This is a genomic window from Paenibacillus sp. FSL K6-2859, from assembly GCF_038008265.1.
Classification (GTDB): Bacteria; Bacillota; Bacilli; order Paenibacillales; family Paenibacillaceae; genus Paenibacillus_AQ; species Paenibacillus_AQ nitricinens.
In genome coordinates, this window is the sequence record NZ_JBBOYU010000001.1 from 3,847,954 (window position 1) to 3,874,926 (window position 26,973).

Sequence of the window (26,973 nt, forward strand, 5' to 3'; positions counted from 1 at the left end):
TTTACTCCTCAAGTGATAACAAGACATCTTCTAGAATATTAATTAGATCTCTGCGGTGATAATAGTTTTTTGATAAATCTTCCCTAATACTCCAAAACTGCTTTTTTAATGAATTTGCGAAAATAGTTGCTGTTATAGTACAAAGAACAGCATAAATAAAAATTGCTACTGCATTCGCTTTGTAGTTTGTTAACAAGAAAGTTAATAGCTGATTAATTATTGGTATCATTAAAGAAATAAAAACTGTCGGGGCAATTAGTGGCTGAACTGTTAATGACTCTTTATCTTTAGTTAAAGACGCTATTATTTTTTCGATTTTCCACTTTTTATCAAGTTTATTATCTTTAATGAATTCTAAAATCAATTTTCTCTGATGATCATTGAAATCTTCCGTGCGCCATCTGCCCGTTTTTTCCTTTAGGGGAAGATTTAAATCTACCTTAATAACCGCCCTCGCTCTCCTCAAATACATATTAAGAGCCACTATTAAAGAAATTGTAGATAATATTATCGCCAATATAGAAATTGCAAGTGGTTGTTGGAACCCGAATATAAACATAAGGTAGGTAATAAGCAGAGATGCAATAGATATAATAAATATTCCAAAAGAAATAGAAAAAAATCGATATACCCTTTTAATTTTAGAATTAATCAGTGCTTCAACACTCACTTTTTCTTTATAAAATTCCAATAGTTTATTCCGCATTCTTACACTCCAATCAAAAAGTAAATTGATTTCAGTATAATTTATATGGAACATTATGTATATGTACTCTATATCACTGGTAAGGAAAATTACACAGATTTAAAACAAACTCGTCTGACGCATATGAAATAGCAAAAGTATCTCCCTACTGCCATGTCTGGCATCTATATAGATTTTTTAACTAAAAAAACTATACGCAGGCTAGGATTTCAATACCTGCGTTATTGTTTTTTCATATTACTGCATTTGCCCTTCTATATTAACTATTAATCATTGGAGCCCCATTTAGATCCAGCTTAGTTTCGCATAAAATCGCAAAGCCTTTTAATATTGGAAAATTATATATTTGTTGATGCTTGCTTGGTATTCAATTAAACTCTATATATCGACAGTTTTTTAAGGGGGATTTTCATGGAAAAGTTGTTACAATTTATTCAAGAGAATGAAATTCCAATTGTTATAATACCTGAAGATCGTAAATACTGGCTAGTTCGTACTCAAAGTGGTGAATTTTACGATGAATTTTTTCATGATGGGTTCATAGGAATAGGATGGAATGAATTTTCTGATATTGATAAATTCAAAAATTCGGACAAAGATGAAATAACTGATCTGATAAGTATTACATACAAGCCTGAGGAAGGACAAAAACCTCCTCAGCCCGGTAGGATTTACGGTCAAATATACAGATTTTTGTTTGAGCTTAAAGTGAATGATATTGTTATGATCCCCTCGAATAACTCTTCACACATAAGCTTTGGGATCATTGAATCAGACACCTATATTGAAGAAATAACCGAAACTGCTGTGGATATGGGATTATGTTCATTCGCTAAAAGGAGAAAAGTGAACTGGATAAAAACAGTTCAAAGGGACAGGCTCGATCCGTATCTATACCGAATGATGCAGGCCCATCAAGCCATTAGTAATGCAAATGATTATGCGAATTACATTGACCGCACGCTTCACTCCTATTACATTAAAGGTGAAAAGGCTCACTTGGTTGTTAATGTGAAACAAGAAAATCAAATTTCTGCAGTAGATATGATTACATATGTAAGTACATTACTGGACTTAGTACCGCTGATTGAGAATCCTGAAAGCCCTGATGAAACATTCAAAAAGGAAGATGTAGATCTCAAATTGAATGTTCAATCACCAGGTTTAATGGAATTCATATCAAACCTTCCATATGTTGTTACTATACTTGGATTGGTTATTGTAGGCCTTGTGGGTGGTTCTTTTAAATTCAAGAACACTAACGCAAAAAAAGAAAGTTCAAATGAATTGGAGTTACAAAGCGAAGGTTTATTCGAGAAGATTTTCAAATTCGTTAAGCATAAAGATGAACAAAAATTAAAAGAAATTAAACAGCAACATATCATCTATAAAGATAAGCTTAAAGCTGAATTACCCAAAGAATTAACAGAAAAACTCGACCAGTAACGGTCGAGTTTTTTTATTTATATGGTGATCCTATTTTTACAAACTTAGATATTAAGAATACGCTTATGCAGGAAAATACTAGAAACTTAACGGGAATACCCCAGATAAGATGATTATTAATTAATTTTATTCTCCCGAAAATTAAATCCTGTATGATATATATCAAACCATAAAGGAACATAAAGGTACCTGTTTTTGATATATAATGAAGAATCACATTCTTACTTATACTCACATCAGGTCCTCCCTTTTAGAATTGATACTAACATTATGCACTCGAAGTAGATAATATTCAATATAAATATATTTCAAATAATCGATTCACTTCTTCCAGTACCGACTAATAAAATAGCTAATTTGCCCACTCGCCGAAGTCAGTGGGCAAACTTCTTTACTCCTTTGTAGTGCCATTCCTCTTACTAAAAGCCAGTTCAAATAGTCCAGTTGCTGATAATCCTGCTAAACCGCCAGCCCATAACCGTAGAGTTAATTCCAACTCTGTAAAAGGATAAGACACAACACCAATCACTAAGCCGATAACTAAGCCAATCAAGGGTAATATATTATTAGGCACGTTAACCGACTTCTTCACAAACTGTACTCCCGCCATCACAAAAACGGCAATCACCGAGGCGAACGCCAGAACATCTGTTAAGTTTTGATTTCCCATAGATGAATCCCCCTTATTCTACTGGCATACCAGCTGCTCTACGCAAGTGATTTGCAAAATTATTAAAGAGCACCATCCCCGATTTATCCCCATTAGACTTGGCAGAATACCATTCAGGCGAGAGCCAACGGAAAATAATTTCTTGAGCATTACTTTTATGCAATTGTTTAAATGGCGCTGTTGAACCTGGCTGTAAGGGGATACCCGAAGCCGTTCTAAGGTTATCAGCAAGGTTGTGAAAGTGCGTTAAACCCACCTGATCCTTTTCCCTATGAGCCACAAACCATGCTGGGGATACATAATCATCAATTAGCCTTTGAGCTACACAGGCAGGCATCTGTACAGCAACAGGCGGTACAACGGATACTGGCTGTTCCTTAATTTCTGATACCACATCATAAAGCAAATCCTTTAGAGTTTTACCAACTGTAGCCAATGCCTGATCAATATCACGTTTACGTGCAGGATCCAATTGTTTATGGCTTGGGATATGTGTCAGTGGGTTTAGACCCCACTTGTCACAGCAATAGGCCATATACCACACAAAGCGCTTGTACGCCTCAAGGGTATTTATCTTACCTCCATAGCATAGCTCCACACCTAATGCGATATCATTAGCATCATCTCCATAAAGCTTATTGTCAGTTGTAACGCTGTATAGGACATGCCAAGCCTTTTCTGCTGGATCCAGCCCCGTACCTGTTGGAATGATCTCTAGTATTTTTGTATCATCAATAAACGTCTGAGCCGAGGCTGAGCGGTCTTTAAGATTTTGAAAATAAGTAAAATGGTTATCCGCCGTTGCCCCTGGATTGCCAGTATCATGAGCAACTAAAAAACCCGGCGTTCCCGATGTTAAACGGGTGCCGGGCCGAACATTTTGACGCTTGTTAATATAACGCCGTTCAATCGGGTATTTGTCTTTAATCATTTAGTTTCCTCCCATTCTGATAGCCACCACAATGGCCCCTATAATCACTGTAATGATTGCCCCGCCAACAGTCCGCCAAAGCCAGCGTTGTGCATCCTCAATCCTGTCTAACCTATGATGCGCTGATTTAGTAGATTGCATAGCTTCACGCGCTAAATCTCGCGTGGCTTCAATAGTTGTTGTTAGGGCAGGTACTGCTTCAAGTGTCTTTTCGATTCTGGCCAACTGTATCTGAATTTCCACAAGTTTATCCTCTGTTCCCAAGACTCCGCCTCCTCCTGACATCCCTACTCCCCCTCTCTAATCCTCCCAATATAAATAGCCCCCGGGGTTCCGAGGGCAAAATAAAAACGCCTACTATATGGCGCTAGCTTAGTAATCTATTCAGCTTCCAGTAACACAGAAACATCCGCACGAATAACGGACGGCACTTGCTCCAATGTCTTCAAACCCTTTTTAATAAGACTGGCATAAATAGCTGGCATCAGTTCGCACCTCCTTTCAGGGTGGCGACATCAGCTTTCAACGTCAACGTTAACTCATATAGATCGGTTAAAGCGACCTGTGCACTTGTGACATCCTGCTGGGCTGATACAGCTTCTTGCTTTGCTTCAAGCAACTGCTCATAAGTATCAGTGAGAGCAAGCTGTAAAAGTTCAACTTCCGTCAACTCAGGTGGCTTATTTGCCTCAGCTTCCTGGTAAGCCTTCCAAGCTGCTTGAAGTTCAGCTTCTGTCGGTTGTGGTACGTCCAAGTTCCATACTGCAATATATGGCCCCCGCTCTACAAGGTCGTAGTCTTCACCAACTGTCAGCAGATTGTAATCAATGCCATAACGGTAATGCACACCCTCAACGGGATCTTCGTTCTCTTCCGGCTGCTTGATCTCATAACGGACACGGCCTTTTTCTTCGGCTCCGGGACGTATTACAGGTTCAGCTCCATTATCCTGCACTATAAAGTCTTGCATTGGGTTAGCGTTTGGGTATAGATACATAATTGCTTGGGATATATTCAATTTTTCTCCTCCTCTCTTATGCTACCTGTATAATATCAAGATATTTCCATGCATTACCTGCTGGAATTCCAACGGTCATATTGCAATTTGCGAATATCTCAAGGTAATCTCCGGGTTTTATTTTCACTAAAGTACTTCCCTGATATCCGGTGTTAAGAGTACCGGAAGTTTGAGTGTACCCAAAGTCCTTCGATCTATTCCCATTAACATATACGCTCATAGTACAGACCGAATTAATACCAGGGGTAGCAAGACTAATTGAAGCCGACACTAGATACACGCCCTCTTTTGTAGCTGTAAACCTATTTGTGGTAGTAGAAAACTCACCTAAGTGGTCATAAACCTTATTTCCAAACGTCAACTTTGTCCATGTACTTGCCGTAAGTTGATCTGGGGCATTCGCCCATGCGGATATAAAGCTTCTCGAAATTGTCGTATTATCTCCCCATGGGTTGAGAACACCCTCCGCACTGTGTATATTGCCGCCCATTGCGGTAGAGTACATTTGCGTTCCCACCATTTGAGAAAGAGAGACGCTGATGGTTCCTCCGTATGAGGCATTATAACCAATTGTGTTACCTGAACCTTTCATGTATTGCACTAATATTTCTCCATTTATATGGGCGTAAACTCCCACATAGCGGTTGCTTACTTGGCACTCATTTAGGTACGCCTTAGCAGAATCAATATAAAATCCGAAAGTAGAAGACGATGTTATAACGGAGCAACGAGATATTAATATATCAGAGCATGCTCTGACAGTAAATCCGGCTGTGGTAGTTCTGGAAGCATTAAACCCTACTATCTCCGTACGGCATGAACAATCAGTTACGACTATGGCATGAGCGGTTCTCGTAGAACTTACCACCGTGTCCCCATTTAACTGAATCGCCCCACGACCTGAGAATCCCGATATAGCAACTTCTTCTGGGTACGTACCAGCTCCTACATTAATAGTCACTGTATGATTTACAATCATCGGTATCAGGCTAAGTGCTTTTTGAATGGTCTTAAGTGCTCCACCCGCAGTATTCGTAGCCCCTGCATTATTGTCATTACCATCTGTACGGACATAGTAAGTGACATCTGCATTCGTTTGTAGTGGAATGGATGATTCTCTCGGATCTCCTAAAATCAACCCACCCTGTCTCGCATCTGATAACAAAACGGCTGTTAATGTATTGGCACTTAAACCAATTTTAGAACCTTCTGTAGCTAAATAACCAGTGCCGTTATTAGCGCCTTGTATGTTAGTTACGAAAACATTAGAAGCATTTCGTGCCCATATAGCCGTTGCTCTATTCGAGTATATTCCGTCGCTTAATATAGCAGTAGCACCATAAACAGAAACGCCATATTGATTTGACGCACCACTTATCGTGTAGCATTTTTCCAACCAAACCCAAGTACAGGCTATTATCTCGATAGCCGTTGACGTTGTAGAAGATGCGGTTATTCCCGTTATAGTTACTTGGGCCGAACAACTAGAAACAGTCAATTTAGGCACGACAACTATACCGCTCGCTATTGTACCGGAATTGGTTACTTTTAGCGATCCATCACCACCGAATCCCGAAATCAATACATCTCCGGCATATGTTCCCGCTGCAATGTTTATCACTACTTCGTGGTTCAAAACTTGCGGGATAGCTGAGATAGCCCGCGTAATTGTCTTAAACGCCCCTGCTGCTGTGTTAGCTTGTCCGGTGTTGGTGTCTACGCCATCTGGACGGACATAAATCGTCATATTAGATGTTGTATGCGTTACACCCTCTATTTTAGATACTTTGCTATTTATTTGCCCTTGAATTGGACCAGTCACACCATAAAGGGTATCAAGCAAGTCGTTGTTTATCCTACCAGTACCAATCTTGAGCATGTTAATATACGCTTCATCATTGATGTCACTATCCATGATGGAACCAGCCGCATTTATCTTACTGAACTTAATTCCGGCATTAGCATTAACGTCAGTATCTACAATTACTCCTGCTGCAATAGCTGTAACTCCATCACCAGTACTGGTAACGTCTCCAGTGTGGTTTGGATGCGTGTAGTTATTCGCGCCTGTTGCGATACCCGCCAGCTTTGTTTTCTCAGGTGTTGTGTAATCGTTTGTGGATAGTTGTTTTCCAGAAACTTTATCAACTTTGCCATTAACGGCATTATCCAATATGTCCATATTCCCGTTCAGATCGGCAATATCAACGAGATCCGTTCCCTCTGGCTTCTTTAAGCCCAAATTCCCTGTAGTTTTCATTTGTCACTCTCCTATCCAAAAGTTCTTAAGTCGTTCCATGTACCACTACCAGCAGTATTCCATGATATTGCTTTAAGCGAATCCCAGAAGGTATACGTATAAGCAAACTCATAAGCTAGGTGGGCTGGCTTAATTTCATCAATTATCTGAATTAGTCCAGCCATATTCGGTGGTATGCCTAGAATGCCTATGAATCGGATAATGAACCGATATTCGCCTGGAACTTCTTCTACGGATACATCCCCGCCAGCAAAAGCCGATGCTGTTCGTTGAATCATTTCGGGTGTCGTTGTGCCAGTGCCCCGCCGTTTAGCCTTAATCATTTCTCTTCTACTGACGTAAGACTTTGATGGATCCGAACTTAAACCAAGCTCAGCCTCCCACCGTGCAAGGCTCCATGTTGCAGTTTCGACATAAGCCTGATCTAGCACGTCCTGTACACCTTTAGTTAAGCCATGTATCTCAAAACCTAATGATTCCTGCAGTTCTTCTATTTCTTGTACACCCCTGTAAAAGGATGGTAAGTATTTCATAAGATCAACTTTATTTATCTCATCGCTGTCTTCTATTTCATCAGCCGAAAAAAGAAGAGTGCTGTATAAAGAATCTGCATAGCTCAACCATCACACCCCCTTTAATTGGTTCCATGTTACCGGACCCTTACCCATATATTCGGAGTGTGTATGTGATGAAGGTGTGAACGTTGCTGGTTTGCCAGCTACACCGGACCAAGGGACTGTATCGGCGTTAGCTGCATAATCCACTTTCCCATCATTGTTAGTATCATAGATACTTTTGAGCATGTCGCCTGAGCTTTGAGCAGCTACGAGCAAAACATTGCCACCAGTTGTACCTATATATAGCTTACTAGTATCCGTACAATAGCCGAGCTCGCCTATTGCCAATGTACCGATTGCACTTTCTATTCCTCTACGTATCTGGATTAATACTTTTCTCGCCATCTCAAAGCCTCCTAGAACGTGCCCCCATCAATCGTAGCGACCGTAAGTTTATTTCCATTGGCCGCATCATAAACGATACTGGAAGCATCAATATTAGCCTCGATCCCGGTCGCGTTAACAACGATCCCTTTACCTGGCTTGGCAGCTACAGTAGTTGAATCCACAACAACCCCGTTACCCGCTCCGACTGTCAACGTCACTGTATCAGACTGACCACCACCAGTTAGACCATTACCCGCTGTAATCGTCTGAAGAGCGCCGCCTGTCCGAACCCACGCCGTACCATTCCAGCTATAAATTTTCTGCTCATCGTCTACATATGCAGTCCACCCTACAGCAGGAGAATAGTAAGCCCAGGCCCCAGACTGATACTCCGCTATCTGGTTTGTCTTACCCGCCCACACCCCTGTTGCTAACGCAGGAATAATGTAACGATCGGCTTCCACTGGGCTTGCTGGTGGTGCTAATAGATGTTGATCTTTTACCGAAGCTTGCGGTTCAATATTGTGTTTTGCCAATTCGATTTCATTTTTTATTTTTTGTGCGGACCAAATATCTGTAATAGCTGTTCCGGAGTCATTAATGACTCGGTGTTTAGTTGCATCGTCAATATGAGTTTTGATTTCAGCGGCTGTTTTAGTATTGGTTCCATCTGACACCTTATTGATATGCCCTGCACTGACATCAGCTTTTAATATCCTTGCATAAGTAGCGCCATCCGCTATATTATCTAGCGACCCTGTTAAATCACTGAGTGCTTGGGCGTTCACTCGCCTCCAAGCTGCCCCATCATCAAAATAAAGATATCCACTATTCGCCCCGCTCGTTACGTAAAACAGCCGTCCGACCGAGGCGGCCACCGGACGAGAAGCCTCTGCACCTGACAAAGCTCGCCCAACCATTGAGTTTGTTGTACCGTCTCCGATATATATTTCTTTAGTATCTGTACAAAAGCCCATTTCGCCAACAAGCAATGCACCATAAGTGCTAAGTTGAGCTTTAGTACCACGTTTTATTTGTATCGTCTGTGCCATCTTATACCCCTCTCGTAAATGAGCCACCGTCTATAAGTCCACTCGATTTATAACGCTCTACCTCTGTTTGTGTGGCTGTTACTGCTTTCTGTAGTGCGTTAATATCATCAGCTTCCACGGTATCCCCTGGTGTCTCATAGGTTACATAGACTTCGGCAACACTACTAAAAATCTTAATTAGCCGGCGCCATGGTGTATCACTTGGAATAGTTAAAGTCCAATTTGTTAATTTATCACCAGTTAATTTACTTCCGCTATAGACTTGGATAGTAGTGTTATTGATATTATCGTGATTCAATAAACCCTCATAAACGCCTGCAACAAGTGTTATTCTTTCCTCAATAACATAGTTGTTTCCTGTTGGGTTTTTGTTCAACTTTTCTTGAAAAACATCTATTTTATTCGGGTAGGCCATGTTACACCCCCAATTCCACAGTACCGATCACTGGCACCTCTTCTTCGGAAAGAACAATGTTCCCAGCAGCTCCATTGAGTAGCAATCCAACATAATCAATAACCCCATCGGTGCCTAAAAGGAGCGATCCTATTACGGCCTGACTTACATAAGTAGATACAAATGATGCCGACTTACGCCAAGCTTCCAATCTCTCCAAAAAGGAACTTTTTACACCTTGTAGACTATAACCAGGCGCTAAGGTTACCTTAGCTGATATATTAATAGTCTTGCCGATGGCTGATGTAACTGTTACGACCGCACCTATTGGAGCTTGTCCTTCTCCTTTCCCTGCGATCGGATCGATGTAGTCTTGTACTTGATTTACGAGTACGCTTGACGCTGGAGCACCTTCTGTATTTACGATGACAACCTTTACGGTTTTCGGACCTGACCATAAAGGAAATACACGAGCACCGCCCACTCCGGAAACTTCAAGAGCCCATTCAATGTAATGATATTTGTTCCCGCTTGTCGCTGGACGTCTGGCAGAATCAAGATACCGCTGTCTTAAAACATCGTCAGTCTCTCTATCCGTTCCAGGGACAAGTAACTCTGTCAATTCAGCTCTTGCTAGATTATTAACAAAATCAATAGGGATTAAGACACCGAAATGCTGATTCCCCGCAATTCCTTCAACCTCTGCCTCAAGGCGATACTCTCCTAATGAGAGCCGAGTAACCACCTTATAATTGATTGAACCTATCGCAAAGCGACTACCAATTGGAATATCCATTAAGTTGTTGGCGGCATTATAAAACAGCCCTCGGAGTTGAGCCTTTGTTGCCTTCTTGCGGCTCACACCAGACCAAGCAATAGACCGATCCAGATAATCCCCACTAGCTGTATCAGCAAATATTAAATTTGCGTTAATATCCAACTCAACATACATCTGAGCTAATTCCATTGCCGCCGGAGCCATTGCATCATAAATAATGCTGCCTTCTCGCTTATCCATCCCATCGGGTACCCGATCTAGCATCCGTTCTAAGATAGTTTCAAATGTTTGGTTCTCATACACCACCATTCACCTCCAATCGGTCTGTATAGTTTCCATAGTCGCTCTCAACGTCAAACAAAACGAGCACTGCATCACCTTCATAAGTAAATCTAAAGTTGGTGACGGACAGGATCCGATCATCTTGCAATAATGCCTCCCTAGCCCAGCGCTCCACTTCCGTTTCAAACACCGCTCTGCCCCGCACCGCTCCGACATCTGCCTCACTGCCGTAATTGTCACTGTAAATTAGATTTTCAAACCGGGTTGTCGAGAGAATTTTAATAACCGCCTGTTTTACGGCATCCAATCCGTCCACCACCACGGATCCTACACGTCCGTTTACAAGATCTAGTTTATAGGTGAGGCTTGGTTGGGGAGTTTCCTCCATGTCCTCATTCAGCAGTACATTATCGCTCTGTGGTATCAATTACTCACCACCCTATCCATGATTACGTAACGTTGACCGCCCTGCATCCTGATAAGCAGAAGCTTATCACCAGCTGCCAATGGCTTTCTGATCTCGTATTCATTTGACCCTATAGCTAATTTAAATTCTGCAAGTGTCTCCGGAAGAATTAAAAAATCCTCTGAAAGTGAAAGCCGATTATCGACTAGCACTTCAAGAGGATTTATTTTTTCTACAATTCCTAGCTGTACCTGAACCGGACCAGCAGCATCCACCGCTTCGATGGCGGCGCGTTTTATCGCATCTATCATAATTACACCAGCCTTAGTTCTAAGTCCATGGTATGTACTCCGCCTTCTTTCTTATGAGTACATTCATCGACCAGGAAGAACTTATTTATATTCATTGCCTTGATATATAGATTCACGTAACAGCCGGCTCTCATCCGATAATCTCCAAGGGCCTCTATGCTAAGCGTTCGCTTCTCTCGATTCTTCATAAATAGTTGTTGTACTAACTGCTCTGTTATCTGGGCTTGATTCAGCTTCTCATCAACACTCTGATAAAGCTGCAGCAATCCCCACTTTGCAATGCTGGCGCTGTCCTTGGTGACGTAAGTTTCCCGCTTACCCGTCTCCTTGTTGTCTCTGTATAGAACAATTTGATTGTATGTCTCATCATCTATGTTACGACTGTAAGAGTAATCTGTCATAAGTGAATCATCACCTACCACAAAAGGAAAACGCATATTGGAAACATTACGTATCGTCAAACTCCCGAAATCGTCGAAGAATACGAAGTTGGTCCCGTAATTAACCAACGTCTCATCTAACGCCATGCAGATCATGTCAATAAACGTTTTGTCGTCGCGGATCTGGGAAGGAATAATGTATTTTGTATCTTCCAGCGTTCCGGTCTTGAGCTGCATGTCCTGAGCGATCTTCTGAACTACCTGAGTCGCTGTCTGCTTCGTAAATACATAAGTTCCGCTATTCATGAGGTAACGAACCTGATCATAAGCCAGAATGGATATTTCTTCGGTCGTCCCGATTTCAATACTAAAAATATATCCGTAAAAGACCTTATGCCCCTCGTCCGTATAGCGAACCACATCACCATTATTCAACTGGAATTTTTTATCTTGCCATGGTCCACGATCTACAAGAGTAAATTCTAGAGATGCCGCCTTGCCAATTCGAACCGTCTTCCAGGATATATCCGTAACGATGCTGGATACATCCCAGACGTCTCCATTTTTATTATCGATCAACAATTCCATACAATCACCCCGGGAGCTTCAGGACGGAACCGATCTTGAGCGTCTTCAGCTGCGCGTCCGTTAAGCTGTTTAACTTCTGAATCTCTTTCCACCGGCTGCCGTCACCGAGCTCTCTTTTAGCAATCTTCATCAAAGTATCCTCGGATTTGACGGTAACTGTTTTCGACTTGGTACGTTCATCTGCGCGTTTCGCTGGCTCTTTCTTTGTTGTAGTGGTTGTACCGGCTGCTGTCTCGGTTGTCTTCAACTTCACTTTTTTAGCAGCGTAAAAAACATACTCCTTCAAACTGATGTCATATTCAAAATCACCCGGGGATCCAGCAACCTCTTTATACTTGAATTCCTCAATACTGGCCGCAATGTTGATTTTAAGACCCGTTGAAGTAAAAATAAACCGGACTGGCTTCCGCTTGTTCATCCAAGTTTCAATCAATTGGATGTAGTCAGCGGGTTGCCCCCAGTTTTTTGATGATACATAGCTTGGTACGGTACCACCTACAGCGATAGCCGGGAAAAGGCTGCTGAAGCTGATCTCTTTGAGCTTAGCAGCTTTGATTACGTTGATTTCGCCAAGGTCCGTTATATTGTAAGTCTCCCCATCACCTTCCCCGCCAATTTCAATTTCTTCCGGAAGGACAGGAATTTCAAACCAGATAGCTCGGTTGTTGAAGCTTAATTCAATGCTATAGCCGACGTTCATTAGGAGTATACCCCCTTGGCTGTACTGACCACTTCTTCATTAAGCATGTTACCGATCTTCTTAACGATAGAATCGACATTAGCCTCATTGGTTACTGGTCCTGTCTTCACCTGAATAGTGGGTGTCAACGTCACAAAGTTTTGAATGTTCTTCATCTCGGCGACATCACGCATAACCTTTAGGTCTTCTTTACTTATATCAATTGGCTTCTCTACTTTACCGAGCTTATCAACTTTTTTTAATTTATCTACTTTAGGAGACGTAGCGGCACCTGCACTAGCAGCGGCAAATCCCATGCCAACCGATTTACCCGCATTTTCCAATTGTTCCTTTTTAGCTGCTGCAGCTGCTGCTTCAGCTTCTCGTTTAGAAGCTCGGTCATCTAACATCTTTTGAACTTTAGCCTCACGTTCTTTAGCTTTTGTTGCTGCGCTGTTCTCCATTGCCGCTAAACTTGCAGCCCTCTGTTGTTTTGCTGCTTCTTCCTCAGCCGCTTTTCCAGCTGCTAATTCTATATGGCTAATGGTCGCGAGTTCGACGAATGGAAGTTTGTTCAATGTATTAATCAGATCATTGATACGATCTATTGCACCATTTGCTAAATCTTCCATGAAGATTAGTGACTTCGTTTTCGCCCATCCGAACGCATCGGCTATTGCATATCCTATACGTGCGAAGAAAATTGGTACCTGATCAAAAAAGTTAAACAAACCATTCCATGTCCTTTGCCACCCAGCTGCAAAAGTATCATTTGTTTGGTATAACTTCCATAACCAAGCTATCACCGCAACAACTACAGTGATTATTGCTATAAATAAATTTGCTTTCATAGCGGCATTTAGTCCCCTCCAAGCAAGCGCTAAACCGCCTGTAGCAGCTGTTTGAAGAAACACTGCCGCCGTCATTATTCCCGTTCCGATTGATGCAAATATTGAGGCAGAACCAACAGCCATAGATGAGAGTTTCCACGCCGTCAAAGCTGCAGCAATCCCCCAAACGATTGGCTCAATAGTTGTCCAATTCGTAGTAATATAGCTATATACCTGTGCAGCAGCATCCCCTAACGAAACAACAATATCAACAGTTGTAGTGATGCCTGCACTTAAACCACTCAAAAACTGTTCTCCGTCGCTAGTACTTAACCATGCCGTTAGTTCCTGTACCATCTGAGTGATCCTGCTAAGAGGTCCCTCAGCACCGTTAATGGTGCCAATCCATTCAACTACTTTATTTTTCATAATCGTCATTGCAGAACCAAACGTCATAGGCATTTGACTAAACATCTGATCGATTTTACCGCTTTGTTTTTCAAAAGCTTTAACAATCATCTCAGAGGTTAGCTTTCCATCAGCACCCATTGCTTTAAGTTCACCACGGGCAACTCCAAGCCCCTCTGCTAATAGGCTCATCAACGCTGGAGCGTTCTCACTAAGCGATCTTAATTCATCGCCTTGTAAGACTCCACTACCAAGCGCCTGTCCCATTTGCAATATAGAGGCGGTCGTTTCTTGGGCTCCTGCCCCTGAGATTACCAAAGCTTTGTTAAAACTCTTCGTAAATTTGATAATATCGTCATCTGTTTTAAAGATACCTTGTGTACTCATGGCGAGTTTAGTAACCATATCCGCTGTAGCTTGGTAGTTTGCCCGAGTTTCATTCGCCGCGTCCATTACCTGGCGTTGCAGCTGTAGTTGAGTTCGAAGGCCATCATTAACCATTGCTAGCCTAGCATTAGTTAGCGCCACATCATCTGATGTTTCCAAAAGTTTTTTAGCTGCAGCAATAGATAGATAAGCAGCAACCACATTCTTTAGGCTACTAAGCCAATTTGATGTGTTTTTTGTCGCATTATTAAGTTGTCCATTTACCCTAGACTGTAGATCGGCAATTTGTTGTTCTAGCCTAGCGATACGTTCTAAAGCTCTTTGCAATTCACCTGCATCTGCACTGCGCGTCCTCAATTGTCTCGTTGATCTAATGAGTTGAGATACCAAGCGCTGGAGATTTGCAAACATAGCCTCCAAAGACCGAGGCAGCTCAATTCGAATCTGCGCAACGACACTACTTAATTCAGATTCAATCTGTCTTTTTATATTCGCAATTTGCGAGGAAACATCGGCAGCATCGATTCTTATTTTAATTGCTGATTCTTCGCCGCCCAACCGCTGCCTGATCATAGCTAATTGTTGTAATACTTCTGTTGAGTTAATGTTTATTCGTATCAGGCTACCTGTTCCTAGAGCGGCAATCTGCTGTTTAATCATATCTAAATTGCTGATCACATCAAAAGCACTGATTCTTAATAACATCGGATTCTGCATTTGGGATTGCAATCGTGCCATTAACTGAATAGTCGCAGCTAAAGAGGCGTTAACCTGATTCAAGCGCTGGCTAAAGACATCATTTAATGCAAGACTCGCTGCAATGCTTGGCAAGTTGGCTTCCTCCTTTCTACATAACATAAAAAAGCACTCCAATGTGGAGTGCTTCGGAACATTACAATTGAACTGATTGCTTTGGATTGTTCGTTATTATTGGTCTAAGCTTATGTGTTATTTTTTGTGCTGAAGCTGCTGTATGACCTCCATCAAACATGAGAGCGGCCATATCGCCGTTAGAATTCGTATAATTAATTATGAGATAGTGCGTGTTAGTTCTTTTTTCTTTGCTCGTTGCTCTTGACCCGACAATTAAACCAATTGGGCCAAACAACAAGCCACCAGCAATTCCTTTAGCTGCACTGCTATGGACTATATTCGCAATTTCCGTATCCGTTTTTACCTCTACAGCCCTTATCTGAGAGTTGTTAATGTTAAAGTCAGTGCCACCCCCATCTATCACCAATTTATCTTGTGTTACAGATAGGTTGCACAATGTCCCCTCCCCTAGAGGTAATCCTTCAACATGATCCAAGGCACTTGTTACTAATATTCCCTGCTCATCGTTATTGTTATCTAATTCTTGTCTATACTGAGATTTAACTCTGAGTGTATACCCTAAAAAAATAAAGACAATTGTAAGGGTTACCCCTAATACTCTTCCCCCAACTTCAGGGTCAGAAAATGAATATATAGTAAAAGCCAAGAAGAATATAGACACTATAAAACAAATCGCAGCTAATACATTACGCAAGCCTTTCATATGATTCAACTCCCAGAGGTAATATTTACTAACAATATACCAAACAGGGAATGAACGGTCTATTACTTTTTGCGTCCTTTAGAACTGGCCTTAGACGCTTGTTTCTTTTCCTTATCCACCCGAAGAGAAATCATAGCGTATATAGCGGCACGTTCCCGCTGTCCCATCGCCATAAGGTCATGTGGTAAAATGTGAAGCTCGTGGAGGGCATAATAAGCTAAGTTAGCCTCACCATCACCCTCCTCGATTAGTTTTTTACTTCTGCAATCTGTTCATTGATGTCTTGGTCAAAGCCGTTTAGTGTCTGTACCTGCTCGCTGAGAGCCGAGAATTCCCCAGGAAGTAGCATCTTGCGTAAGAGAATTTCTGAACCAAGCACTCCGTAGGACTTTTGAAGTTCCGCATTTTTGAGATCCGGATAAGATACAGAAGCTACCACCATTTTCGCCATGTATTCATTAGCATCCATTTCAGATGTAAATTGTCCGTATTTACCTTTGGTTCGCTTTGTGGCAGCCTTACGAAGTTCTTTATTTTCTTCTTCGGTGATACTACGTAGCTTCCAAGGAATAACCTTTCCATCTTTATCTTTAAATCTAGGAGAGACCACAAAATCTTCTGTAGTCTCCACCGCTGCATTTTGTGCGTAGAATGCTGAAAAGTCGCTCATATTATTAATTCCTCCTGAAATTTATTTTAATTGGCTGGTGGGTTAAATGCTTGACCCATATCAATATCTTCAAAGGTAAAATCGATATCTTCTTCTAGTGCATCGGACTCTGTATCCAGAGATACCATAACTACGCTATCCAGATTTACACCTAATAGCGTTATGGTTTGAGATCCAATTGTAGATCCTGGATCTTCGTTAGTTATCGTGATATCAAAGTTGGTATCTCTACCCGTTTTGATATAGTCGATCATCAACTGACGAAACCGACTTGTCACATAATAGATGGTCATGCTTCCGCTGCCTGACCATCCAGTTGTTTTATGCTGAACACCACGGCGGCCTAGGGTCTTCACTTCTGCCTTTGTTTTTTCAACTGAAGCTTCAATAGTCTTAATATAGAACATTTCCTCTACCTGACCGTTGATTGTGGCGAAAGCTCGTCCCTCTTGTCCACTGATCGTGTCCTTTGCCTCTAAGAACGTCATTTATCTCACCTGCACTTTCATATATACTTTTTCGATACTGTCTACTGGCTGGATATTAACTTCGACATATATAGCATCTGAATCATTGCCAGGAGAGACAGTGATATCCGTTTGGGCATCAAAGTTTTGAATGGCATCAATACCCTGTAAGCTATCCAAATAGACAACGGCCTCTTTGCGAAACAGAACTCGTCCGTCAACGTTGTTTGATACCTTACCGATGTAAAATGATTCAAAGATACGCTTCAAATCATTCGCTATATCATCCAGCACTCGGAGTACACGATTTTTTTGAAGTTGCTTCCCTTTCTTTGGTGTATAAGAGAGGAACGTATTAATATCCTGTTCTACCACAGCCCGATTAACGGACGGTGTGAAGAGAAATTCTCCAGATTTTAACGCTGCCTCAATCTGTGTATTGGTATAGCGCGGCGCCACATCTACAGCATCATCATAAGCCGCATAGGTCAGAGACTCATTCATTTCTGCACCGGCCGTTGCTCCAGCTACCCAAGCAGTCGCCTGTGCTGCTGTTAATGTTGTCCCATCGTAGAGAACCACACCATTCTTAACGCTGATTACACCTTCGAAATCGGCTACAGGGTAGTTTTCAAGTACAGCCTGTACCTTTTTACCTTCCGATTCTCTTAAACGCCGTACAAAGGCAGCATAAACCGCTTTGAGCGCATTGTCCGTGGATGTGAGCGCAACTGTTTGGAAATCGTACAGCTCCAGTGCAGCTAAATAAGCAGTATGATCAGCATTAGTCACAGTACCATTAGCACCGCCCACTAAAGGAGCCCCTGCGCTTGCTGTTAAAGCCCCAGTCCCACCCCAAACAATCCAGTCATTAGCTTTGAGACCAGCGATGTTAGCGACCACCTGAGTATCCACCACTGCGTTATCCAGCAACGTTTTCACATCAAATTTGCTACTGTCGTCAATGTTGGTTTGTACTACAATCTTTAGATCGTTCCCCCGAGTACCACCGTATTTTGCTGTTGGTATCAAGGCGCCGATTGTAGCAGATGCTTTAACTCCATCATTAAGCTTGTAAAGCAATACTGTACGCGCCCGCTTTTGCGCCTCACGCACAGGCAACAGTTCTGAAGCTGTAATGTCAAACCCAAGTGTTTTGAATGTATCCTCACCAGCTATAATCGGTGTGATGATCTTTGCTGCTCCCCATGGGAGTGTCAGCGCTAGAGAGGTTATTCCCCTGCTGCCGACTGTACCCAATGCACCGCCATTCGTTTCCACGTTGATATATACACCAGGTCTTACTTTATTTTGAGTGGTCCATGTTCCACCGGCCATAATCTATTCAACCTCCTTGTTCTTAAATTCTTCGATGGTCTGCTGTGCCTCGGCCGCCGTATACAACTTTTCCGGCTCCAACAACGCCGACAGGACATCTTTATCCTGGTATGAGTATTTGGTAGAGTTCAAGAACTGCTCTTTTGTATACGAAGCCTCAGGAGCTTCAATAGCTTCCTTTTCATTTTTCACACTCACTTAATACCGCCCCCTTGCTTCATAGTCTGCATTTTAATATCTGGTGCTTTATCCCGGATCAGATGCACGTTGAAATGGATAAAGAAATGGAGTACCCCATCAACAATTTCATGCCGCATCTTAGTACCACGGTACATACCACTGTCTCCACTTACATATTCCAATTCTGAATATAGCCGTTCGGCCATAAGTTCACATTCTTCCCGAGGCGCTTTTGAATCTCGATCTGGGAAGTAATGAACGTCAAATGGATTGAAACGCTGATACCGCCGATTTATACCCCGGGCCTGGCTACCTTCTAACAGCAGCACAAAAAAGCACGGCTGCTGCATGCCCTGCTCTACTGCTTCGTCATAAACCGGATACTCCGGAGTAAATAACGATAGCTTCTTTATGAGTGCGTTTTTTATATCCTGCATACTCACCGCCCCAAGTGTTTCTCCATGTATTTCTTAAGCTTCCTCTCCATGATCCCCGGCAACTCTCTCTCAAGTTCCTGCTCGGATAAGGTCAGCATGAATTTACCGTTAACCCAACCGGTACGCAGTCTGGTAACATGGCCGTACTCAACATAGAGTGCATACTCCACATTGTTGACAATCTCAACGTGTACACCGCCTCCTGGGAGCCGAACCACATCACCAATTTGCCAGCCACGACGCAAGTCACCGGATTTTACCGGAGTCCTAGCTATAGTCTTCGCCAGTAACCGTCCTGCAAGCTCACGAATACACTCCTCCATAAATGCTGGAAATTCATTTTGCATCCGTTGAAGGTTCTTCTGAAGCTTTTTGACATCGGAGAAATCGAATTTACCCATGCTCATGCGTTCAGGACCTCTTTTAGCTTAATCTCCTGATGAGTCGGATATCTAAATGGTTTACCTGCTTGCTCACCTTCAAAAGTCATACCATCCTGCACGATCGTTATTCGACTACCTGGCTTAATAACTACATCAGGAGAGATAAACAATTTGGCATCATAGTTCACCTGATCCGCTGTTACAGTTTGTGTACTAGCAGGCAAGGAAGTTTGAGAGAGTGCACATGGCTCAGCTGCTAGCACCATAACAGGCTGTTGTCGGGTCTTTCTAGTTACAGGGTCTTTAACATCCTGGATCTCGAAGACTGTAGCCAACCCTTCATAGGTACTCTCTATAGCTAAACGTTCAGCTATTACATTTCCGAATGGCATATTACCACCTCAGCCTTCTAAAGGCATTTAGCTGTGCTGAATAATTCCTCACAAAAGCTGCCCCAGATCCAACCACAACCGTAGCCTTAGCGGATCCGAACACTGTTGTAACATCCCCACGCTTGATACTAGTAACTGCTGGCGCTGTCTGTTCGAATTCTGTTGGATACTTCGTCCGGTAGTAATCCTCAGCTATATGCAGCACTACGTTATCTAAGGCTTCAGGAATAGAAGAAATGTTGCAGTAGGTTTTTATCTCCTGGACGATGGTCTCCAAGACAAACAGTAGCCGGGAATTTTTGCTTAGGTCCTCAATCGGGATCAGTAGCAGTCCCTTCAGCTTGTCCAGATACTTTTCCGTCTCCTCCGGCATCTGCTTCACCTGCTTTCAGAATAACTGCAAGTACTTCCTTTATCTTCGTAGCTTCGCCCAAGTCAATGTCGTGCTCTTTGGCATATTTCTTTAGTGCTGGCAGCTTCATTTCTTCCAGCGGCACATCCTGCTTATCTTCATCATCATCAAATTCAGGAACATCTTCACGGCGGATTACTCCATCCTTAATCAGGGATTCTACTTCACTAGGGAGGATCAAAATCTTATCACTCGCCTTATAGAATTTCCGATTGTATTTCGCTCCAGTTATCAGAGATATCTCGATTCTCTTTTCTTCAGACACTCTCATCATCCTTTCAAAATAAATAGGAGAGGCGTTAGCCCCTCCTTAAACCACTTTCGCAATAAAAATATTGTCGATAGTTTCAAATGATGGCAGCGTGATTGCAGAAACGATAGTTTCCACACTTACTGGGTGTGGCTGCTTAATTGTTGTGATAGCCACACCTGTATTCACGATAGATACTTCTGCACTTGTTGCACCGCTCATAAGATCAGCTTCTTCTGGAGTGGTACCATACCACGTTTTACCCAAAGCTCCGTCTGGAATCAGTGTGAAGTAATCGTCTGGATAGAATTGATGTGAGCTGCCATCTTGTAGAGCATATTTCTTGTTGTAAACCGCAACCGTCAATCCCAGTTTTGACTCCAGGTATTGACGCATCAGCGCATCAGTCATGATGATGTTTAGCCCACCAAGAGGATTCATGTCCAAACGCACCTTTTCGTTAGCTAGAATGTTATTCCACGTCTTACGAGTAACGATCGCCTTTGTTGGACGTACACCTTGCTCATCTTCAATCGTGTCCTGCCATTCTTTGATGTCTCCCACGATATTAGCTGTTGGATCATCCCATTTATCTGATCCTGTAAGAATGGTCTTATGTCCAGCCTTCATGTTGTAGTCATAATCATAGTCAATCCGATTGGCTGTGATTCTGATTTTACCCGATGACAACAATTGCATACGCATGCGCTCAGCGTTAACCTCAGCACCGCTAACCAAACTAGCTCTATCATCGTAAATTTGAGTAATCAGAGATTTTACATATTCGCTGTTGTTCGATTCCAAAAGTCTTAGCAGTTCTTGACGATCTTTTTCTTTTAACAGCATAGCTTCACGGAAAAATGGCATTTCTGTTTCTACCTTACCGAATCCAATTCGATCTCTCAGAGTTGCTTTAGCATCGAATTCCGATGGCATCAAGGCTACAGGTAGTCCTCCTGCTCCTTTAATCCAACCAATATCTAAACCGAGCTTTTTTGCTGATGGAAACAACGTTGCTCCCAGATATGGAATAGCGTTTGATGGGTTAGCCGCAATATAAGCCGCGATCTCTGGAGCTCTTACTAAATCTTGAATGTTAGGCATAATTAATCTTCACCTTTCCTTTCTTAGTCGATAAATGTGATCTGCTTCAATGCTGTTAGTTCTTCAGCAGTAGGAGCAGTCGGGATTTTATTTTTATTAATGAACGCATGAATGAGCATCGCTCCTGGTGCTGGACCACTTGTTACATCTGTATCATTCAACAGAACACCTTCAGCATTGGATACTCCAGTAGTGGTTGTAGCCTTTACCGCCAGTTTAGTATCGTCAGCAATCACACCGCCACCTAGAATAGTTCCAGCTGGCACAATCTTTTTACCATCAGCGTTAGCTATAACACCTGCATCGCTCACTGTGACGGCAATTGCTACATAGTGATCTGGGAATTTAAGAATTTCTTTCTTATTCCCATAGGTAGTTTCTTTAAATTTACTCATTTTGTTTATCCTCCGTTCTTATTTAAAGTAGCTTTCTCGGGCTGTATCCAACCCTTCATTGCCTTTAGTAGATTCAGCCAATTGCTTGCCGAAGCTACCAACCTTGTCATCGCCTTGTTCACCCTTAGATTGATCCTTCCCGTCCAATAGAGAGGTTCCTTTAAACTTGAACCCTCCACCACCGCCTTTATCCTCGGTTTTAAACAAGTAGGCATCCGATGTTTGTAAACCCTTAAGCTGCTCGTCTAAGCCGACCAATTTACCGTCATCACCGATGACCAACCTTTCCTTGTCTATTAGCCCAGTTACATGCTTCTCGTTATGCACCTTACCAGTGAGTGCAGCAGAAATAGCATTGTCCAACTTAATCTGTTGCAAGTCGGTGTCATATTTTTCCTTTGCTGACTTGTTATCAGTTTTGAGCTGGTCAATCTGCTTCTTTAGGTCATCTGACAGTCCGGCAGCTTTACTCAGGTCCTCGATTTGCTTGTCCCGCTCAGCGACATCCTTCTCTGCCTGCTGCTTGGCCGTAGAAACATCGTTATACTGACTCTTCGGAACAAAGTGCTTCGGAATCTCTTTGCCAGCATCTGCAATAGCTCCGTCAATCTTGGAATCTTCAACACCCAACTTCTTCAATAACTCTTTCAGCCAATCCATATATCATCTACCTCCATAGATTTGTATAGCTGCTCTCCAGCTTAGGGAGTGAACCGATATGCTCCGGTTCATGAGCAAATAGGCCGCGGTAGTCTCACCCACGGCCTAACTTTTCTTATCGCGTTTCCAAATGTCTGTAAGTCTCATGTGGCATCCTAAAGGTGTCTTCATGATTCCGACTTTGTTAAACCAATGATATAGCCCTACTCGCTGGGAACGAAAGAATACGTAAATCAGCTTGAAGGGATAAGCCCACCATCTACATAAGCGTATAGTCTGTGTCCAGTGGTCAATTTCCCAGACAATCCAACCGACAGCCGGTAGTTTCCTTCTGTAATCACTGAAACTGACCTTCATGGCACCCTCCTATTCAGCAATATAAAAAGCACCCTCGCATATAGGAGAGTGCTACTACTTCAAAAGTTCATTCAATTCTTCTCGGTATCCATTGATGTTGCTTTTCAGTTCCTCAGAATCTCCCCCGCGTTCATCAATAACTATTTCTTCAGACCATTTATAAGCTGCAAGAAGTTGTTCAAAAAGTGCGCGGATCTTTTCTTTGTCCAATTGGATCACCCTTTAAAGTTATAAAAAGCACTCCCCTAGTTGCGAGAGTGCTTTCTATAATTGATCTTTCGTTTTATCCTTCATGTGATCAGGCAACGGTGGAAGCTGCTGCATCAAATGATCAACAAAATCATCACCGGACTTACTGAAATCCGGACTTAGAGGTACGTCATCATATTCTCGGATCGGTTTTTGTTGCTGTGAAGTCTTCCTCATATACCCACCCCATTTCTTTTGCGAGTCTTAGCAGCACTTGATAATCAAAGTATTCATCTTGTGCTGTTTTTGACATTGTAGCATACTTCTTATCCTTTTGTAACACTGCATTGATCTCCAAGAAAATGCCAGGGAGTACACTACGAAGCGCCACTCCATCAGCTGTTGATTTAGCCGCATTTACAAAGCTTATCCCCCCGTTATGCCCTGTAGCAACCACAGTATCAATTGAGAGATAATCACCCAGATTAATGGAGTCTTTAACATTGACCCTCGTTCCTCGTGGATGGTTGTGTGTCAATATAACCGATCTAGGTGAAGCTTCCCGGAGTTTTTGGTCTACTTCCTTGCTGAATGTTACCTTATTTACGGAACCAGAAAGGCGAGCGATTTCTTCCCCAGTGGTTTTATCCAGCATCACAAGAATTTCTTTGGCTTCCTTGTATCCACTTCGTGCAACTTCGCGGTTCACATCTGCTACCTTTTCCAAGACATCATCTGTCAGATTCGGCAAGTCTGCAAAGTAACTGGCACGCGGATTATATTTCCGGTTTACCACACCCCTTCGAGGTTCCTCTACTCCAGCTTCGAAATCATCCATAGTAGGTAAAGACATCGATTGTTGCTGTGGTACTGGAATATCCTTTGTTGGTCCACCTGGAATCTCGATAGTAGGCAATGGAGTTTCAGGTGTCTTCTTGGATGGCACCTCCACGGTAACCGCATCAGAAGCTTCAGGAGCGTATTTCTTTTCCCACTCTGGATATGTTATGTCCTCTGGTACCTCGTAAGTCTTACCGTCTTCGTCACGGGCTACTCTCTCTTTGATGTTGTCATCATAATGAGGAATGGTGGTTGATCGGCAGTAAGCATGCATAGGTGGATAATTAACATTAACCTGAGCATCTTCAACATCAAATACCTTACCATCTAGATCTCGGCAAGTAATGGAAGTGCGGCTGTCTAGTGTGGCAGTGTAACGGTATTGCTCTACCCCAAGTTCTTTATAGCCAGCTATGCGAGATTGGCCTGCGAAGTATGCTGATTCCGTCAGTATCAACCGCTCTGCATTCTTCCGTGACACATCAAAGCGCTCCATAAGTTGCTCTACCATTTGTTTAGAGGTATCACCACGAATTAACCCCTGAGTAAAGATGTTACGAAGCGTTCCAGTCAGTTTGACGCGATCAGTCCATATACGTTGGGAGAAGTTGCTACCATCCGGAGCCCACGGAGCAGATAAGATAGCTTCCAATTGCCGTTTATCGATCTTAGCAAATGAAGCTCCTATACCGATACCTTTTTCCAGTTCAAAGATACTTCTATAGTAACCATCCTTGTAGACGTTACCTAGTAGCTCCGTTGTGCCCGTCAGACGCTTAGCGGATAATTCCTCGATATGTTGCTTCATCTGCAATTGAATGGATTCTAAGCGGGTAACACGTACTCTTATGCTGGCATTCTCTAGTTCCTTCATCCACCGCTGATCAATGGCATTCTCTTTACCGCGAGCAATGTAATCCTCAACGGTCCATTTGAATTCTTTGAGCTCGCCGCCTTTGAGAACTTGTTTAGCAGCGGATAAGCTAACGATCCCGTTATTATCCGCAAAACGCTGATAGAAATTGTTAACATCTGTCTGGATGGATATCTGAGCCTTCCGATATTCCTTATTCATTGCCTTTGTGAATGGTACTCCCTTATTTAGAAGTGACTCATTCAGTTGCTCCATTCGTTTGGACCAATAAGCGGCTGATTTCATTCTTCATCAACTCCACCGCCCTCTGTAGGTGCAGGAACTACGAAACCGCATACAGATGATCCATCTCCTTCGCCACCCTGTACAGAAGATATAGAAGATATCAGACTAGCTAATGATTCAATATCCTCTGCGTCTATGGTATTCCCTGCTTTATAGGTTTCAATTGCTGATCGAGTCATACCTTGAATCAGCTCATTTATCAACATCTCACTCTTCTTTGTTATCGCCATTTTTATCACCTCCTGGAGGAGTGCCATTATTAGGGAGCCCGTATTCATCCATTTTCGCAAGACTTTCGGCCTCTTCAGCTTCCAGACGTTTCAATTCTTCCTTCACATCAGTAACCCACGGATGATTTGCGACTTGTGTTTCTTTAGATACGATTCCCTCACTGTTCTTAACATCAGTGATAACCTGTGATTCATTAATGACGATATCTCGGTTAAATAAGAAATTAACTGTCTCTTCTGAGAAGTCATTCCCCGTGGTATTGAAGATATGTTTATCAACAAACCACAAAAGATGCTCAAGTGCTGCTTGGAATTCGTTTTCGATATCATTAGCATCCATATCCAGATCGGCATAGAGAAATTTCAAAGCCTCTCCACTTGGAGCTGTAGCGAATGAATCTGCTTGGGTGTCTACTCCGCGTCCAAATTCGTAAATATCATTTCTAGTCATATCCATGTGTAGCTTATAAGCCTCTGTGTTGATATTAATATCCATGGTATCGACATCAGAGTTATCTTCACCTGTTACTTTTACAGCACGATAAATCATTAGATTGCGGCGAAATTCTCCAAGGTTTGTACCGTCGTACCCCTTGAGCTTAAATATGCTATTCGGTGTATCTTCTAAATTATTACTGTTGTCAGACTTGTTGGTATCATAATCATCAACCAGTGATTTAAGCAGAGTTAGCAACGGCAGCTCATCCTCGTTGTATTTAAAACATATAAAGGGAATGTGTTCCCAGTTTAGTGCATACTCAGCTTTTTCAACTCCATCAATAGCTTCAAAATGACTACTGAACTCACCTAATTCCACATCCTTGATGAGTCCGCTCGATGTTGGTACAGCTAAACTTCCCGTTCCAATCACATAACGGTTAACACCTTTAGAGTGCCAGAATTCAACCTTTTGGATAGTTGTTTTCTTTTTCCCTTCATAAGCTTCAACCTCATATACACGAATAAGAGCATCTAGCTCTGTATGAGCGGCATCTTTCCATAGCGGTATGATTTCTTCAGAAGGCAGCTTTTTAAACCGGAAATGCCCCTCTTCGTCATAATAAACATGCAACCATGCGCGACCCTTTTTAATGCTCTCCTTCAACAGGCTTTTTAATAGTCGTTTAAATCCTTTATCAAAAATCCCTGTCAACAGTTCATCATAAACTTTGTTCTTTGTCTGGATACTCATTTCCTTACTCAGCAGATAACCGGCTTTCTGATCAACGAGCTTTCGCAAGAATCCATGAACGATCTTATTATTAGCGAGGTTTGTAGCTTCAACCAGCGCCCCGCCTTCTCCAATGGTCATTCGCTTACGTTCTAAGATATCTGCCTTATTCCGATAGTAGCGTTCGCCAGCAAGCATATCCTTACGTTCCTGAGAAGATAACCAGTCATCGATTTCCTGCTTAATGATTTCCGCGTTTGTCATAGCTGACGCTGCACCTTTTTCGATGATTCGGATAACCTCTTCCGTTGTACTCAATTAGTTTCCTCCTC

General features: G+C 42.4%; 37 protein-coding genes. 1 reads left to right on the plus strand and 36 read right to left on the minus strand.

Annotated elements, in window-relative coordinates; genetic code table 11:
- Nucleotide 1: 1 nt before the first annotated feature.
- Nucleotides 2–706 carry a hypothetical protein gene (locus MHB64_RS17065; RefSeq protein ID WP_341134963.1) on the minus strand — a complete coding sequence of 235 codons (705 nt, stop codon included), beginning with the start codon at nt 704–706 and terminating at the stop codon, nt 2–4.
- A 411-nt stretch (nt 707–1,117) separates the two neighbouring features.
- On the opposite strand from MHB64_RS17065, the gene MHB64_RS17070 reads away from it, so the two are divergent.
- Complete coding sequence (locus tag MHB64_RS17070; protein WP_341134964.1) at nt 1,118–2,152, plus strand: hypothetical protein; 1,035 nt, start codon at nt 1,118–1,120, stop codon at nt 2,150–2,152.
- 391 nt (nt 2,153–2,543) lie between these two features.
- Here MHB64_RS17070 and MHB64_RS17075 read toward each other — a convergent pair whose 3' ends face one another.
- The 35 genes from MHB64_RS17075 to MHB64_RS17245 form a co-directional block, all read right to left on the minus strand.
- Nucleotides 2,544–2,822, minus strand: coding sequence for a holin (locus tag MHB64_RS17075; RefSeq protein ID WP_341134965.1), 279 nt, complete (start codon nt 2,820–2,822; stop codon nt 2,544–2,546).
- Between the two features lie 13 nt (nt 2,823–2,835).
- Nucleotides 2,836–3,753, minus strand: coding sequence for a peptidoglycan recognition protein family protein (locus tag MHB64_RS17080; RefSeq protein WP_341134966.1), 918 nt, complete (start codon nt 3,751–3,753; stop codon nt 2,836–2,838).
- The gene (locus MHB64_RS17085) at nt 3,754–4,038 is read right to left on the minus strand and encodes a hemolysin XhlA family protein (RefSeq protein ID WP_149647245.1); all 285 of its coding nucleotides are present in this window, start codon (nt 4,036–4,038) and stop codon (nt 3,754–3,756) included.
- 95 nt (nt 4,039–4,133) lie between these two features.
- Nucleotides 4,134–4,238 carry a CD1375 family protein gene (locus tag MHB64_RS17090; protein WP_341134967.1) on the minus strand — a complete coding sequence of 35 codons (105 nt, stop codon included), beginning with the start codon at nt 4,236–4,238 and terminating at the stop codon, nt 4,134–4,136.
- Nucleotides 4,238–4,771, minus strand: a complete 534-nt coding sequence (locus MHB64_RS17095) for an XkdW family protein (RefSeq protein ID WP_341134968.1) — start codon at nt 4,769–4,771, stop codon at nt 4,238–4,240. The genes MHB64_RS17090 and MHB64_RS17095 overlap by 1 nt, the downstream gene beginning before the upstream one ends.
- 16 nt (nt 4,772–4,787) lie before the next feature.
- Complete coding sequence (locus MHB64_RS17100; protein WP_341134969.1) at nt 4,788–7,031, minus strand: right-handed parallel beta-helix repeat-containing protein; 2,244 nt, start codon at nt 7,029–7,031, stop codon at nt 4,788–4,790.
- Nucleotides 7,032–7,042: 11 nt separating this feature from the next.
- The gene (locus MHB64_RS17105) at nt 7,043–7,651 is read right to left on the minus strand and encodes a putative phage tail protein (protein ID WP_341134970.1); all 609 of its coding nucleotides are present in this window, start codon (nt 7,649–7,651) and stop codon (nt 7,043–7,045) included.
- A 3-nt stretch (nt 7,652–7,654) separates the two neighbouring features.
- Nucleotides 7,655–7,993, minus strand: coding sequence for a hyaluronate lyase N-terminal domain-containing protein (locus MHB64_RS17110; protein ID WP_280787594.1), 339 nt, complete (start codon nt 7,991–7,993; stop codon nt 7,655–7,657).
- An 11-nt stretch (nt 7,994–8,004) separates the two neighbouring features.
- Complete coding sequence (locus MHB64_RS17115; protein WP_341134971.1) at nt 8,005–9,027, minus strand: DUF2793 domain-containing protein; 1,023 nt, start codon at nt 9,025–9,027, stop codon at nt 8,005–8,007.
- Nucleotide 9,028: 1 nt separating this feature from the next.
- On the minus strand, nt 9,029–9,442 hold the full coding sequence (locus tag MHB64_RS17120) for a phosphoglucomutase (protein WP_341134972.1): 414 nt from the start codon (nt 9,440–9,442) through the stop codon (nt 9,029–9,031).
- Nucleotide 9,443: 1 nt separating this feature from the next.
- Entirely contained in the window at nt 9,444–10,508 is a 1,065-nt protein-coding gene (locus MHB64_RS17125) for a baseplate J/gp47 family protein (protein ID WP_341134973.1), read from the minus strand.
- Complete coding sequence (locus MHB64_RS17130) at nt 10,495–10,908, minus strand: DUF2634 domain-containing protein (protein WP_341134974.1); 414 nt, start codon at nt 10,906–10,908, stop codon at nt 10,495–10,497. The genes MHB64_RS17125 and MHB64_RS17130 overlap by 14 nt, the downstream gene beginning before the upstream one ends.
- On the minus strand, nt 10,905–11,198 hold the full coding sequence (locus MHB64_RS17135; protein WP_341134975.1) for a DUF2577 domain-containing protein: 294 nt from the start codon (nt 11,196–11,198) through the stop codon (nt 10,905–10,907). Before MHB64_RS17135 ends, MHB64_RS17130 begins: the two co-directional genes overlap by 4 nt.
- A gap of 2 nt (nt 11,199–11,200) precedes the next feature.
- The gene (locus MHB64_RS17140; RefSeq protein WP_341134976.1) at nt 11,201–12,166 is read right to left on the minus strand and encodes an XkdQ/YqbQ family protein; all 966 of its coding nucleotides are present in this window, start codon (nt 12,164–12,166) and stop codon (nt 11,201–11,203) included.
- 4 nt (nt 12,167–12,170) lie between these two features.
- Nucleotides 12,171–12,866 (minus strand): LysM peptidoglycan-binding domain-containing protein, encoded by a 696-nt coding sequence (locus MHB64_RS17145; protein WP_341134977.1) that lies wholly within the window; start codon nt 12,864–12,866, stop codon nt 12,171–12,173.
- The gene (locus MHB64_RS17150) at nt 12,866–15,301 is read right to left on the minus strand and encodes a tape measure protein (protein WP_341134978.1); all 2,436 of its coding nucleotides are present in this window, start codon (nt 15,299–15,301) and stop codon (nt 12,866–12,868) included. Before MHB64_RS17150 ends, MHB64_RS17145 begins: the two co-directional genes overlap by 1 nt.
- A gap of 61 nt (nt 15,302–15,362) precedes the next feature.
- Nucleotides 15,363–16,007, minus strand: a complete 645-nt coding sequence (locus tag MHB64_RS17155) for a hypothetical protein (RefSeq protein ID WP_341134979.1) — start codon at nt 16,005–16,007, stop codon at nt 15,363–15,365.
- 247 nt (nt 16,008–16,254) lie between these two features.
- A complete protein-coding gene (locus tag MHB64_RS17160) occupies nt 16,255–16,677 on the minus strand; it encodes a phage tail assembly chaperone (protein WP_341134980.1) in 423 nt (140 codons plus the stop codon).
- Nucleotides 16,678–16,703: 26 nt separating this feature from the next.
- A complete protein-coding gene (locus MHB64_RS17165) occupies nt 16,704–17,165 on the minus strand; it encodes a phage tail tube protein (protein ID WP_341134981.1) in 462 nt (153 codons plus the stop codon).
- Nucleotides 17,166–18,482: a phage tail sheath family protein gene (locus MHB64_RS17170; protein WP_341134982.1), complete on the minus strand. Its 1,317-nt coding sequence runs from the start codon at nt 18,480–18,482 to the stop codon at nt 17,166–17,168. It lies immediately after the preceding gene.
- A 3-nt stretch (nt 18,483–18,485) separates the two neighbouring features.
- Nucleotides 18,486–18,680 (minus strand): hypothetical protein, encoded by a 195-nt coding sequence (locus MHB64_RS17175; RefSeq protein WP_341134983.1) that lies wholly within the window; start codon nt 18,678–18,680, stop codon nt 18,486–18,488.
- Nucleotides 18,677–19,099: a phage tail terminator family protein gene (locus MHB64_RS17180; protein ID WP_341134984.1), complete on the minus strand. Its 423-nt coding sequence runs from the start codon at nt 19,097–19,099 to the stop codon at nt 18,677–18,679. Before MHB64_RS17180 ends, MHB64_RS17175 begins: the two co-directional genes overlap by 4 nt.
- A gap of 2 nt (nt 19,100–19,101) precedes the next feature.
- Complete coding sequence (locus MHB64_RS17185; RefSeq protein WP_340974564.1) at nt 19,102–19,506, minus strand: HK97 gp10 family phage protein; 405 nt, start codon at nt 19,504–19,506, stop codon at nt 19,102–19,104.
- Nucleotides 19,503–19,874, minus strand: coding sequence for an ABC transporter ATP-binding protein (locus tag MHB64_RS17190; protein ID WP_341134985.1), 372 nt, complete (start codon nt 19,872–19,874; stop codon nt 19,503–19,505). The genes MHB64_RS17185 and MHB64_RS17190 overlap by 4 nt, the downstream gene beginning before the upstream one ends.
- A gap of 1 nt (nt 19,875) precedes the next feature.
- Nucleotides 19,876–20,247: a phage head-tail connector protein gene (locus tag MHB64_RS17195; RefSeq protein ID WP_445671642.1), complete on the minus strand. Its 372-nt coding sequence runs from the start codon at nt 20,245–20,247 to the stop codon at nt 19,876–19,878.
- Nucleotides 20,186–20,551 carry a hypothetical protein gene (locus tag MHB64_RS17200; RefSeq protein ID WP_341134987.1) on the minus strand — a complete coding sequence of 122 codons (366 nt, stop codon included), beginning with the start codon at nt 20,549–20,551 and terminating at the stop codon, nt 20,186–20,188. Before MHB64_RS17200 ends, MHB64_RS17195 begins: the two co-directional genes overlap by 62 nt.
- A gap of 45 nt (nt 20,552–20,596) precedes the next feature.
- Nucleotides 20,597–21,640, minus strand: a complete 1,044-nt coding sequence (locus tag MHB64_RS17205; RefSeq protein ID WP_341134988.1) for a major capsid protein — start codon at nt 21,638–21,640, stop codon at nt 20,597–20,599.
- Nucleotides 21,641–21,663: 23 nt separating this feature from the next.
- Nucleotides 21,664–22,035 (minus strand): hypothetical protein, encoded by a 372-nt coding sequence (locus MHB64_RS17210; RefSeq protein WP_341134989.1) that lies wholly within the window; start codon nt 22,033–22,035, stop codon nt 21,664–21,666.
- Nucleotides 22,036–22,053: 18 nt separating this feature from the next.
- On the minus strand, nt 22,054–22,695 hold the full coding sequence (locus tag MHB64_RS17215; protein ID WP_341134990.1) for a phage scaffolding protein: 642 nt from the start codon (nt 22,693–22,695) through the stop codon (nt 22,054–22,056).
- Nucleotides 22,696–22,800: 105 nt separating this feature from the next.
- On the minus strand, nt 22,801–23,052 hold the full coding sequence (locus tag MHB64_RS17220) for a hypothetical protein (RefSeq protein ID WP_341134991.1): 252 nt from the start codon (nt 23,050–23,052) through the stop codon (nt 22,801–22,803).
- 54 nt (nt 23,053–23,106) lie between these two features.
- Nucleotides 23,107–23,262 (minus strand): hypothetical protein, encoded by a 156-nt coding sequence (locus MHB64_RS17225; RefSeq protein ID WP_341134992.1) that lies wholly within the window; start codon nt 23,260–23,262, stop codon nt 23,107–23,109.
- A gap of 54 nt (nt 23,263–23,316) precedes the next feature.
- The gene (locus MHB64_RS17230) at nt 23,317–23,478 is read right to left on the minus strand and encodes a hypothetical protein (RefSeq protein ID WP_341134993.1); all 162 of its coding nucleotides are present in this window, start codon (nt 23,476–23,478) and stop codon (nt 23,317–23,319) included.
- The gene (locus tag MHB64_RS17235; RefSeq protein ID WP_341134994.1) at nt 23,435–25,240 is read right to left on the minus strand and encodes a minor capsid protein; all 1,806 of its coding nucleotides are present in this window, start codon (nt 25,238–25,240) and stop codon (nt 23,435–23,437) included. The genes MHB64_RS17230 and MHB64_RS17235 overlap by 44 nt, the downstream gene beginning before the upstream one ends.
- Entirely contained in the window at nt 25,237–25,470 is a 234-nt protein-coding gene (locus MHB64_RS17240) for a hypothetical protein (protein WP_341134995.1), read from the minus strand. The genes MHB64_RS17235 and MHB64_RS17240 overlap by 4 nt, the downstream gene beginning before the upstream one ends.
- Nucleotides 25,448–26,959: a phage portal protein gene (locus MHB64_RS17245; protein WP_341134996.1), complete on the minus strand. Its 1,512-nt coding sequence runs from the start codon at nt 26,957–26,959 to the stop codon at nt 25,448–25,450. The genes MHB64_RS17240 and MHB64_RS17245 overlap by 23 nt, the downstream gene beginning before the upstream one ends.
- Between the last annotated feature and the right edge of the window lie 14 nt (nt 26,960–26,973).